Origin of the sequence: Paraburkholderia kirstenboschensis (genome assembly GCF_904848585.1) — a bacterium.
GTDB lineage: Bacteria > Pseudomonadota > Gammaproteobacteria > Burkholderiales > Burkholderiaceae > Paraburkholderia > Paraburkholderia kirstenboschensis.
In genome coordinates, this window is the sequence record NZ_CAJHCR010000001.1 from 1034387 (window position 1) to 1046583 (window position 12197).

Genomic DNA, 12197 nt, shown 5'->3' on the forward strand with positions numbered 1-12197 from the left:
ATTTGCAGTTATTGTCCCGACGGCCATGACCTACACCAGTTCAACCGTGCGCGTGCCTGATGTCGCTGCGGTGCCGCGACACATCGCGATCATCATGGACGGCAACGGCCGTTGGGCCACCCAACGCCGCTTGCCGCGCGTGGCCGGTCATACGCGCGGCGTCGACGCTGTGCGTGCAGCCGTCGAGGCGTGCGCCCGCCAGGGCGTCGAATATCTGACGCTGTTTGCCTTCAGTTCCGAAAACTGGCGTCGGCCGAACGAGGAAGTGTCGTTCCTCATGCGCCTGTTCGTCACCGCGCTCGAGCGCGAGATCGGCAAGCTGCATGCGAACGGCATCCGTTTGCGGGTGGTCGGCGATCTCGAACGTTTCGATACGCGCATCCGCGATCTGATCAAGCGCGCCGAGACCAAGACCGCGCGCAATACGCGGCTCACGCTCACCATTGCAGCCAATTACGGCGGTCGCTGGGACATCATGCAGGCCACCCGCAAGCTCGCCGAGCAGTCGGCGCTGGCGGGCAAGGCGGTCGAGGTGAACGAGGAATCGTTTGCCGAGCATCTGTCCATGGCGTATGCGCCGGAGCCCGATCTGTTCATCCGCACGGGCGGCGAGCGGCGCGTCAGCAATTTCCTGCTGTGGCAGCTCGCCTACACCGAGTTCTACTTCACCGACACCTTCTGGCCGGATTTCGACGCCGACGCCCTCGGCCACGCGATCGCTTCATATGCGGAGCGCGAGCGCCGTTTCGGCCGCACCAGTGCTCAGCTCGAGCCGCAATCGCAAAACGTCGATTCGCTTCCATGCTAAAAACCCGTGTCATCACGGCGGTCGTCCTCCTGGCAGTGTTCCTGCCCGTCACGTTGTTCGCGCCGGTCGGCGCGTTCGGCGCGCTGATTGCGTTCGTCGTCGTGTTCGCTGCGTGGGAGTGGGCGCGCCTGCTCAAGCTTGGCGGCGCGGGCCCGGTCATTTACGCGCTGGTGGCGGCAGTGGCGCTAGTGGCAAGCACGCGCCTTGGCATCGGTGTCGACGATGCACGGCCGTTTTACAAAGCGGCCGCCATTTTCTGGGTGATCGCCGGCCCATTCGTGCTGCTGCGCAAGCCGACGCTCGCGCAGGGCGCATGGCGTAACTTTCTGTTTCTTGCCGGCATTGTGATATTCGTCGCGTGCTGGCATGCTCTCGTCGCCGCGCGCATCCAGGGTGTGCCGTTCGTGCTGTCGCTGCTCCTATTGGTATGGCTCGCCGATATCGGCGCATACTTCTCGGGGAAGGCGTTCGGCAAGCACAAGCTCGCGCCCGCCATCAGCCCGGGCAAGACGTGGGAGGGCGCGATCGGCGGCTGGCTCGTCGTCATGATCGTCGCTCTGGCGGCGGTTGTTTTGCGTGCGTTCGAGCCGACCCTGTATTCCGGCTTGTGGGCGCACTGGGGCGCCCTGCGTGCGCTGCTCGCGCTGACCCTGCTGGTGGTGTTCAGCGTCGTAGGCGACCTTTTTGAATCCATGATGAAGCGCCAGGCCGGCGTGAAAGATTCGAGCGGCCTGTTGCCGGGGCACGGTGGCGTGCTCGACCGCATCGACGCATTGTTGCCGGTGCTGCCGCTTGCCATGCTGCTGCTCGGCTAGAGAAAGAGATATGCAAAAACGTCTGACATTGCTCGGTTCCACGGGCTCGATTGGAGACAGCACGCTCGACGTCGTCGCGCGTCATCCCGAGCGTTTTTCGGTTTATGCGCTTACCGCACACCGCAACGGCGACAAGCTCGTCGAGCAATGCCTGCGTTTCCGGCCGGAAGTCGCGGTGGTCGGCGACGCCGACACGGCGGCACGCGTCGCGGGCAAATTGCGCGAAGCGGGCTGCAAGACCGAAGTGACGTATGGCGCCCAGGCGCTCGTCGACGTGTCGAAGGCCAGCGGCTGCGACACGGTCGTGGCGGCAATCGTGGGCGCGGCCGGTCTCGCGCCGAGCCTCGCCGCCGCGCGCGCCGGCAAGCGGATTCTGCTTGCCAACAAGGAAGCGCTGGTCATGTCGGGCGCCATCTTCATGGACGCGGTCCACGACAACGGCGCGGTTCTGCTGCCGGTCGACAGCGAACACAACGCTATTTTCCAGTGCTTGCCGCGCGAAGCCGCGCTGCATGGCGGCGTGTCCAAGATCATTCTGACCGCGTCGGGCGGCCCGTTCCGAACGCGCGAACCGGCCACCCTTGCCGGCGTCACGCCGGAAGAAGCCTGCAAGCACCCGAACTGGGTCATGGGCCGCAAGATTTCGGTCGACTCCGCCACGATGATGAACAAAGGCCTCGAAGTGATCGAGGCTCATTGGCTGTTCGGCTTGCCGGGCGATCGCATCGACGTGCTGATCCATCCGCAAAGCGTGATCCATTCGCTGGTTTCGTACGCCGACGGCTCGGTGCTCGCGCAACTCGGTAACCCGGACATGCGTACGCCCATCGCTCATGCGCTCGCATTTCCGGATCGTGTCGATTCGGGCGTCGCGCAGCTGGACCTCGCGGAAATCGCGTCGCTGTCGTTCGAAAAACCGGACTACGCGCGTTTCCCCTGTCTGGCTTTGGCGATGAAGGCACTGGCCGAAGGTGGCCTCGCCAGTGCGGCGCTCAACGCCGCTAACGAAATTGCTGTTGAAGCGTTCCTGTCGCGCCAGATTGGTTTCATGGCGATCGCGCAAGTGGTCGACTCGGTGCTCAACGGGTTGCCGAATGGCAGCGCGCATGCGCTCGAAGATGTGATCGAAGCAGACGCCGCAGCGCGTCGCGCCGCTGCCGAATTCATCGCGCGTCTGCCTGACGCCGCCCGCCGCACGGAACGCGCCGTCCAGTGAGGCGCTTATGAATCTGCTGATCGAAGTGCTCGCCTTCGCGGTTGCGATTGGCGTGCTTGTGGTCGTCCACGAATATGGGCATTACAGCGTGGCGCGGCTGTGCGGCGTCAAGGTGCTGCGCTTTTCGATCGGCTTCGGCAAGCCGCTTTTCCAGTGGGTCAGTCCCAGGAGCGGCACCGAATGGACCGTGGCCGCGCTGCCGCTCGGCGGCTATGTGAAGATGCTCGACGAGCGTGAGACAGGCAACGCGCCGATTCCCGCCGAAGCGTTGCCGCATGCGTTCAACCGGCAGTCGGTGTGGCGGCGTATCGCCATCGTCGCGGCGGGGCCGGTTGCAAATTTCCTGCTGGCCATCGTGCTGTTCGGCCTCGTGTTCGCCACCGGCGTCACAGAACCCGCAGCCATTCTGGCCGTGCCCGCGCCGAACACGGCGGCTGCCGTCGCCGGATTCGAAGGCGGGGAGACGGTGGTGGCGGTGCGCACGGAGAACGCTGCCGACTCCGAGCCGGTGCGATCCTGGTCGGACTTGCGCTGGAAACTGCTCGGCGCGGCCTTCGATCACAAACGTGTCGTGCTGAGCGCGAAAGGCCCGGGCGGCACGTCGGACTTCCAGCTCGACCTGCGCGGTGTCGGCGAAAAGGACGTAGACGACGACTTCATGTCGCGCCTCGGCTTTGAACCCGGCGGCGGCAAGCTGACCGTTGCGGGTGTGCAGCCGGGCAGCGCGGCGCAGAAAGCCGGGCTTGTTCCGGGCGACCGCTTGCGTGCGATCAACGGCATCGCAACCGACAACGCCACGGCCTTCATCGCGTATGTAAAATCGCACGCCGGCAAGCCTTTGACGCTGCAAGTGGAGCGCGCGGCCGGCGGCCAGATGCAGGGTCAAGCGCAGGGTGAAGCGCAGGGCAAACTCGAAGACATCAGCATCGTTCCGCAGGCACAGCGCGACCCGGCAACGGGGCAGCAGGTCGGCCGCATCGGCGCCGAACTGGCGACCCAGGTGCCGTCGATCAACGTGCGTTATGGACCTTTCGAAAGCCTTCAACTGGGCGCGCGCCGTACGTGGGATCTGGCGGTTTATTCGGTGCGTATGTTCGGCCGCATGATCGTCGGCGACGCTTCGCTAAAAAATCTGTCGGGTCCAGTGACGATCGCCGATTACGCGGGAAAGAGCGCACGTCTCGGTCCTTCTGCATTTCTGTCGTTCCTGGCCCTCGTCAGTATTAGCCTCGGTGTACTGAACCTGCTACCAATTCCGGTATTGGACGGGGGTCATCTGTTATATTATTTGGTTGAAGCTGTGACCGGTAAAGTTGTCTCCGATCGCTGGCAACTCGTTTTTCAGAGGGCGGGTCTCGCCTGCATCGTCGCTTTGTCGGCGATTGCACTGTTCAACGATCTCGCTCGTTTAATCCACTTTTAAAGTGTCCGGCGGCGCTAACAATGGCGACCGTCCGACCTGATGCAGCTATACACACTGGGGAAGCACGTTGTTTAAACCTCATCGCTTTGTTCCGAAGACGGTTATAACCGCGGCATTCGCCGCGCATGGGCTGGTTGCTCACGCAACCACGCCCTTCGTGGTGCAAGACATCCGGATCGAGGGATTGCAACGCGTCGAACCTGGCACCGTGTTCGCCTATCTGCCTATCAAGCAGGGCGACACGTTCAGCGACGACAAGGCATCGGAAGCCATTCGCGCACTGTACGCAACGGGCTTCTTCAACGACGTCAAGATCGCGACCGAAGGCAATGTGGTCGTCGTGCAGGTGCTGGAGCGTCCGGCCATTGGCACGATCGACTTTGCGGGCATTCACGAGTTCGACAAGGAAAACCTGACCAAGGCGCTGCGCGCCGTGGGTTTGTCGCAAGGCCGTTACTACGACAAGGCACTCGTCGACAAGGCCGAACAGGAGCTGAAGCGTCAGTACCTGACGCGCGGCTACTACGCAGCCGAAGTCACGACCACGATCACGCCGATCGACCGCAATCGCGTCTCGGTGCTGTTCTCGGTGGCCGAAGGGCCTAGCGCCAAGATCCGTCAGATCAACTTTATCGGCAACAAGGCGTTCAGCACGGGCACGCTGCGCGACGAAATGCAGTTGTCCACGCCGAACTGGTTCTCGTGGTACACGAAGAACGACCTGTACGCGAAAGACAAGCTCACCGGCGACCTCGAAAATGTCCGCTCGTATTACCTGAACCGCGGCTACCTCGAGTTCAATATCGAGTCGACTCAGGTGTCGATCACGCCGGACAAGAAGGACATGTATCTGACGGTCACGCTGCATGAAGGCGAGCCGTACACGATCTCGAGCATCAAGCTGGCCGGTAATCTGCTCGACCGCGAGCCGGAGCTCGCCAAGCTCATCAAGATCAAACCGGGCGATCGCTTCTCGGCTGAAAAGCTGCAGGCCACCACCAAGGCGATCGTCGACAAGCTGGGCGAATACGGTTATGCCTTCGCGACCGTCAACGCGCAGCCGCAGATCGACCAGTCGAACCACAAGGTCGACCTGACGCTGCAGGTGGACCCGAGCCGCCGCGTCTATGTGCGCCGTATCAATGTGGTCGGCAATACGCGTACGCGCGACGAAGTGGTGCGTCGCGAAATGCGTCAGCTCGAAAGCTCGTGGTTCGACTCGAACCGCCTCGCACTGTCGAAAGACCGTATCAATCGTCTCGGCTATTTCACCGACGTCGACGTGACCACGATCCCCGTGGAAGGCACGCCTGACCAGGTCGACGTTGACGTCAAGGTCGCTGAAAAGCCGACAGGCGCGATTACGCTGGGCGCCGGCTTTTCGTCGACCGACAAAGTGGTGCTGTCGGCCGGCGTCTCGCAAGACAACGTGTTCGGCTCGGGCACGAGCCTCGCGGTGAACATCAATACCGCGAAAACCTACCGCACGTTGACGGTTACGCAGGTCGATCCGTATTTCACGGTCGACGGCATCAAGCGTATTACCGACGTCTATTACCGTACCTATCAGCCGCTGTACTACTCGACCGATTCGAGCTTCAAGATCGTTACGATTGGTGGCGACCTGAAGTTCGGTATTCCGTTCTCCGAAGTGGATACGGTGTACTTCGGCGCGGGTCTCGAGCAGAACCAGCTGGACGTGGACAGCAATACGCCAGCGTCGTATAAGCAATACGTTCAGGACTTTGGCCGCGTGTCGAACAACGTGCCGCTTACGGTAGGCTGGTCGCGTGATGCGCGCGATAGCGCGCTCGTGCCGAGCCGTGGCTACTTCACGCAGGCAAATGCCGAATACGGCACGCCGATCGGCGGCACCCAGTATTACAAGGCCGACATCAACGCGCAGTACTATTACTCGTTTTCGCGCGGCTTCGTGCTGGGCTTCAACTTCCAGGGCGGCTACGGCAAGGGCATGGGCGGCAAGCCATACCCGATTTTCAAGAACTACTATGCAGGCGGTATCGGTTCGGTCCGCGGCTACGAGCCGAGTTCGCTCGGCCCGCGCGACGCGACCACCGGCGATCCGATCGGCGGCTCGAAGCTGCTTGTCGGCAATATCGAGTTGACGTTCCCGCTGCCGGGCACCGGCTATGATCGAACCCTGCGCGTGTTCACGTTCCTGGACGCGGGTAACGTGTGGGCCGACGCGAGCACCGCCGCCACGTCGAACGGCGCTAACGGCCTGCGTTACGGCTATGGTGTCGGCCTCGCGTGGATTTCGCCGATCGGACCGCTCAAGCTGAGCTTGGGCTTCCCGCTCACCAAGCATACGGGCGACCAGTACCAGAAGTTCCAGTTCCAGATCGGAACGGCGTTCTGATCCGCGTTGCGGACAGCTCGCCAAACAACAGTATCGAGAGGATCACTTTGCTAACCGGTATGTTTTCGAAACGTGTGGCTTGCGCGCTGGCGCTGGCAATGACGCTGGGCGTCGGAGTAGCGCACGCGCAGGAAGCCAGGATTGCCGCGGTGAATTCGGACCGGATTCTGCGGGAATCGGCTGCGGCAAAGGCGGCCCAGGTCAAGCTCGAGGCCGAGTTCGCCAAGCGCGACAAGGATCTCGCGGACATGGCGCAGAAGCTGAAGTCGATGTCCGATTCGCTCGACAAGAGCGGTGTGTCGATGTCGTCGGCGGATCGCGCGCAAAAGCAGCGCGATCTGTCGCAACTCGACACGGACTTTCAGCGCAAGCAGCGCGAGTTTCGCGAAGACCTGAATCAGCGTCGCAATGAAGAACTGGCGGCGGTGCTGGACCGCGCGAACAAGGTGATCAAGCAGATCGCCGAGGCGCAGCATTACGACCTGATCGTTCAGGAAGCAGTGTATGTGAGCCCGCGCATCGACATCACGGATCAGGTGCTCAAGGCTCTCGCGGCCTCGGGCAACTGAGAGCACAGGCAGGAGCGTTGCAAGCAGCGGTTGAAAAGGCGGCCTCGGCAAGGGCGTTGAATGCAAACGCCGCGCACGACGCACGCCGTCTGGTGGCCTCCAAACAGCTTTACGCGAACCCGAAGCACGCCGAAACCGCGCTCGGCATATGCAGGGCGCGCCGGGGCGAGGCTCCAACCGGTGACTCTGACAAGACGCACTGAACAGCAGGAGACAGGACAGGCATGGCATTTACGCTCGAGGACATCGTCCAACGGTTCGGCGGTGAAGTAGTAGGAGACGGTTCGCAGCGCGTCAGCAGCCTCGCGCCGCTCGACCAGGCAGGCCCGGACCAACTGGCGTTCCTCGCCAACCCGAAGTACCTGTCGCAAGTGGAGACGACCCAGGCCGGCGCCGTGCTGATCAATGCCGACGACCTGGCGAAGCTCACGTCCCGCAGCGCCCGTAACTTCATCGTCACGCCGAATCCGTACGCTTACTTCGCGCGCGTCGCGCAAACCTTCATCGACCTGGCTACGCCGAAGCTCGCGCCCGGTATTCATCCGAGTGCGACGATCGACCCGTCCGCGCAGATCGCCGCGAGCGCGGTGATCGGACCGCACGTTACGGTCGAAGCCGGTGCGGTCATCGGCGAAAACGTGCGGCTCGACGCGAATGTCGTCATTGGCCGCGGCACGCGCATCGGCGCGGGTTCGCATCTGTATCCGAATGTGGCCGTGTATCACGGCTGCAAGCTGGCCGAGCGCGTAATCGTGCACGCGGGCGCGGTGATCGGCTCCGACGGATTCGGCTTCGCGCCGGATTTCGTCGGCGAAGGCGAAGCGCGTACCGGTAGCTGGGTGAAGATTCCGCAAGTTGGCGGCGTATCGATTGCAGCGGATGTCGAAATCGGCGCGAATACCACGATCGACCGTGGCGCAATGGCCGACACGATCATCGAAGAGTGCGTGAAGATCGACAACCTCGTGCAGATCGGCCACAACTGCAAGGTCGGCGCCTACACGGTAATCGCTGGTTGCGCGGGTATCGCGGGCAGCACGACCATCGGCCGTCATTGCATGATCGGCGGCGCGGTCGGGATTGCCGGGCACGTGACGCTCGCCGATTATGTCATCGTCACCGCGAAGTCAGGGGTGTCGAAGTCGCTGCTCAAGCCCGGCATGTACACGAGCGCATTCCCGGCCGTGAACCACGCTGACTGGAACAAAAGCGCGGCTTTGCTGCGCAATATCGACAAGCTGCGCGACCGTATCAAGGCGCTGGAAAATGCCGCGGCTGACCGGCCGGACGCAAAGCCGGCCAGCAAACCAGCGCCTGCGGCATCCGGCGCGACGGGCAATTCACAGAGCGACAAAAGCTAGATTTCTGGGCGGCCCGCCAGTACCGCGTAAAATGGCGGGCGAATATCAGGAAGCGAAGACGGTTGCCGTGACCCGGTGGCACGGCCCCGGGTCACGGCGAGCGCCGGCAGCACGCGTTACCAACCCACCTGCACCAGCATCCGCAGTCATCATCGCGCAGTCAATGCGTGAGCAGAAACACCATGAGCACCGAAAAAATCAATCTCGACATTCATAAGATTCTCACGCTGCTGCCACATCGTTACCCGATCCTGCTGGTCGACCGGGTGCTCGAACTCGAGCCGCACAAGTGCATCAAAGCGTTGAAGAACGTGTCGATCAATGAGCCGTATTTCCAGGGACACTTTCCGACGCGTCCCGTCATGCCTGGCGTGCTGATCCTCGAAGCGCTCGCACAAACGGCAGCGCTCCTCACGTTCTCGGAAGAGCCGAGCGACCCGTCGAACACGCTTTACCTGTTCGTCGGTATCGACAACGCGCGCTTCAAGCGCGTCGTGGAGCCGGGCGATCAGCTCATCCTGAACTGCACGTTCGAGCGGCATATGCGCGGCATCTGGAAGTTCAAGGCGCGAGCCGAGGTGGACGGCGCGGTGGCGGCGGAAGCCGACCTGATGTGCGCGGTGCGTCATACCGACAAAGACGCCTGAGTCACTGTTCGGGCAGCCGGCGCCTCATGAGGCAGCCGGCGCGACCCAGCCCATCCAGACAACGCAACAGAATCAGAAGCGAGGACGCATGAGCAGGATTCATCCCACTGCGATCGTCGAACCGGGCGCACAACTCGACGAATCCGTCGAAATCGGACCGTATGCGGTGATCGGCGCCCATGTGACGATCGGCGCCCGGACCACCGTCGGTTCGCATAGCGTGGTCGAAGGCTACACCACGATCGGCGAAGACAACCGGATCGGCCACTATGCATCGGTCGGCGGCCGTCCGCAGGACATGAAGTACAAAGACGAGCCCACCCGGCTCGAAATCGGCAACCGCAACACGATCCGCGAGTTCACCACGATCCACACCGGCACGGTGCAGGACGCGGGCGTGACCACGCTCGGCGACGACAACTGGATCATGGCGTACGTGCACATCGGGCACGACTGCCATGTCGGCAACAACGTGATTCTGTCGAGCAACGCGCAGATGGCCGGCCACGTGACGATTGGCGACCATGCGATCGTCGGCGGCATGTCGGGCGTGCATCAGTTCGTGCGCATCGGCGCTCACTCCATGTTGGGCGGCGCTTCGGCGCTCGTGCAGGACATTCCGCCGTTCGTGATCGCGGCCGGGAACAAGGCCGAGCCGCACGGCATCAACGTCGAAGGTCTGCGCCGCCGCGGCTTCTCGCCGGACGCGATTTCGGCGCTGCGCTCCGCGTACCGTCTGCTGTACAAGAACAGCCTGTCGCTCGAAGAAGCGAAAGTGCAGTTGCGTGAGCTGGCGTCGGCCGGCGGCGACGGCGATGAGCCGGTGCGAACGCTGCTGGCATTCGTCGAAGCGTCGCAGCGCGGCATCATCCGCTAAGCGATGGCATTGCAACCCAGTCCGCTACGCATCGCGATGGTGGCCGGCGAGCCGTCCGGCGACCTGCTGGCGTCGTCGCTGCTGAACGGCCTCGCGAGCCGCCTGCCTGCCGCCACGCACTACTACGGAATCGGCGGCCCGCGCATGATTGCCACCGGTTTCGACGCGCACTGGCCGATGGAAAAGCTGTCCGTGCGCGGCTATGTCGAAGCGCTGCGGCACATTCCCGAAATCCTGCGTGTTCGCAACGACCTGAAGCGCCAACTGCTGGCCGAGCCGCCCGCGGTGTTCGTCGGCGTGGACGCGCCTGACTTCAACTTCGGGCTCGAACATCCGTTGCGCGAGGCGGGCATTCCGACGATTCACTTCGTTTGCCCGTCCATCTGGGCGTGGCGCGGCGGGCGCATCAAAAAGATCGCGAAGGCCGTCGACCATATGCTGTGCGTGTTCCCGTTCGAAACGGCGCTGCTCGAAAAAGCGGGCGTCGCGGCTTCGTACGTGGGTCATCCGCTTGCCGACGAAATTCCGCTGGAACCCGACACGCTCGGCGCGCGCCGGACGCTCGGTATCGCGGAAAGCGGTCCTGTCATCGCGGTGCTGCCGGGCAGCCGCCGCTCGGAGATCGACCTGATCGGGCCAACGTTCTTCGCGGCGATGGAAATGATGCAGCATCAGGAGCCCGGTCTCCGTTTCGTGATGCCGGCGGCGACGCCCGCGTTGCGAGAGATGCTGCGCCCGCTGGTCGACTCGCACCCCGGCCTCGCGCTGACAATTACCGACGGCCAGTCGCAACTCGCCATGACGGCGGCAGACGCGATCCTCGTGAAAAGCGGCACCGTCACGCTCGAGGCGGCGCTGCTGAAAAAGCCGATGGTCATCTCCTACAAGGTGCCCTGGCTGACCGGCCAGATCATGCGCCGGCAGGGCTATCTGCCGTATGTCGGTTTGCCGAACATTCTGGCGGGGCGTTTCGTGGTGCCGGAAATTCTCCAGCATTTCGCGACGCCGCAAGCGCTGGCCGAAGCCACGCTGAAACAGTTGCGCGATGAAGCCAACCGGCGCACGCTGACGGAAATCTTCACGGAGATGCATCACGTGCTGAAGCAAAACACCGCGCAGCGTGCGGCGGAAGTCGTCGCGAGCGTCGTCGAAAAGCGCAAGGCGCGGCCGTGAGCAACGAACGCACCAACGCGCGCGCGCCACGTCGCAAGACCGCGGCCGTCGCAGGCGCGGCCGGATCGGCCGGCCGGCAGGGCGGCCTTAACTTCGAGACTCCCGACGACATTATTTGCGGCGTAGACGAAGCAGGGCGCGGACCGCTGGCCGGTCCGGTCGTGGCTGCAGCCGTCATTTTCGATCCGTCTAAGCCGATGATTCGCGGCCTCGACGATTCGAAAGCGTTGAGCGCCAAAAAGCGTGACGAGCTGTACGACAAGATCGTCGACCGCGCGCTTGCTTACTGCATTGCATCGGCAACCGTCGAAGAAATCGATTCGCTGAACATCCTCCACGCAACCATGCTCGCGATGAAGCGCGCGGTGGAAGGGCTGTCCGTGACGCCCACGCTGGTGAAGATCGACGGTAATCGCTGCCCTACATTGAGCGTTCGTAGCGAAGCAGTGATTGGTGGCGACGCGCTCGTGAAATGCATTTCGGCGGCGTCGATTCTTGCCAAGGTCACGCGCGACCGGATGCTTCTGGAATTGCACCAGACGTATCCCCTGTACGGCTTCAATGCGCATGCGGGCTACGGCACGCCGCAGCACCTCGCGGCGTTGCGGGAGCACGGTCCCTGCGAGCATCACCGGCGCTCGTTCGCGCCCGTGCGCGAGGCGCATTTGCGATTCGGCACTGGGGTGCCGCTGCCCGCAGGCGAAGTTATCGTCGTGCCGGATATGTTGGCGCACGGCATGCTGGACGAAGCAATGCTCGATCGCGACGCGTTCGGCGAACACAGCGGCGCGTGAGTATTTGCGCGGACGTGGCAGGCGGCTCCATCCACACCCAGTGCCGCGATTTGCAGCAAGCGTAACGCTTTGCTCCCGCTTTACTCCCGCTTTGCTCCCGTTAGCCATGCTCACTCCGCTAACCTTTTTCCTGA

The 12197-nt window shown here is 63.0% G+C and carries 11 protein-coding genes; all 11 read left to right on the forward strand.

The genetic code is table 11. The features are described 5' to 3' along the window. Positions 1-25 precede the first annotated feature (25 nt). The 11 genes from uppS (at position 26) to rnhB (ending at position 12063) form a co-directional block, all read left to right on the forward strand. Positions 26-808: a polyprenyl diphosphate synthase gene (uppS, locus tag JMY24_RS04660; RefSeq protein ID WP_128586267.1), complete on the forward strand. Its 783-nt coding sequence runs from the start codon at positions 26-28 to the stop codon at positions 806-808. Further along, entirely contained in the window at positions 802-1623 is an 822-nt protein-coding gene (locus tag JMY24_RS04665) for a phosphatidate cytidylyltransferase (RefSeq protein WP_201701452.1), read from the forward strand. The genes uppS and JMY24_RS04665 overlap by 7 nt, the downstream gene beginning before the upstream one ends. A 10-nt stretch (positions 1624-1633) precedes the next feature. Next, positions 1634-2839: a 1-deoxy-D-xylulose-5-phosphate reductoisomerase gene (locus tag JMY24_RS04670; protein ID WP_201701453.1), complete on the forward strand. Its 1206-nt coding sequence runs from the start codon at positions 1634-1636 to the stop codon at positions 2837-2839. Between the two features lie 7 nt (positions 2840-2846). Beyond that, the gene (gene rseP / locus JMY24_RS04675; protein ID WP_128595306.1) at positions 2847-4262 is read left to right on the forward strand and encodes an RIP metalloprotease RseP; all 1416 of its coding nucleotides are present in this window, start codon (positions 2847-2849) and stop codon (positions 4260-4262) included. A gap of 67 nt (positions 4263-4329) precedes the next feature. Then, on the forward strand, positions 4330-6642 hold the full coding sequence (gene bamA, locus JMY24_RS04680; protein ID WP_128586270.1) for an outer membrane protein assembly factor BamA: 2313 nt from the start codon (positions 4330-4332) through the stop codon (positions 6640-6642). 47 nt (positions 6643-6689) lie between these two features. After that, positions 6690-7211 (forward strand): OmpH/Skp family outer membrane protein, encoded by a 522-nt coding sequence (locus JMY24_RS04685; RefSeq protein ID WP_193414809.1) that lies wholly within the window; start codon positions 6690-6692, stop codon positions 7209-7211. Positions 7212-7435: 224 nt separating this feature from the next. Beyond that, the gene (gene lpxD, locus JMY24_RS04690) at positions 7436-8572 is read left to right on the forward strand and encodes a UDP-3-O-(3-hydroxymyristoyl)glucosamine N-acyltransferase (protein WP_128595305.1); all 1137 of its coding nucleotides are present in this window, start codon (positions 7436-7438) and stop codon (positions 8570-8572) included. A gap of 182 nt (positions 8573-8754) precedes the next feature. Next, positions 8755-9219 carry a 3-hydroxyacyl-ACP dehydratase FabZ gene (gene fabZ / locus JMY24_RS04695; protein ID WP_128586273.1) on the forward strand — a complete coding sequence of 155 codons (465 nt, stop codon included), beginning with the start codon at positions 8755-8757 and terminating at the stop codon, positions 9217-9219. A gap of 88 nt (positions 9220-9307) precedes the next feature. Further along, positions 9308-10096 carry an acyl-ACP--UDP-N-acetylglucosamine O-acyltransferase gene (gene lpxA / locus JMY24_RS04700; RefSeq protein WP_128595304.1) on the forward strand — a complete coding sequence of 263 codons (789 nt, stop codon included), beginning with the start codon at positions 9308-9310 and terminating at the stop codon, positions 10094-10096. Positions 10097-10099: 3 nt separating this feature from the next. Then, positions 10100-11269, forward strand: a complete 1170-nt coding sequence (gene lpxB, locus JMY24_RS04705) for a lipid-A-disaccharide synthase (protein ID WP_027775319.1) — start codon at positions 10100-10102, stop codon at positions 11267-11269. Next, positions 11266-12063 (forward strand): ribonuclease HII, encoded by a 798-nt coding sequence (rnhB, locus tag JMY24_RS04710; protein ID WP_201701454.1) that lies wholly within the window; start codon positions 11266-11268, stop codon positions 12061-12063. Before lpxB ends, rnhB begins: the two co-directional genes overlap by 4 nt. Positions 12064-12197 lie beyond the last annotated feature (134 nt).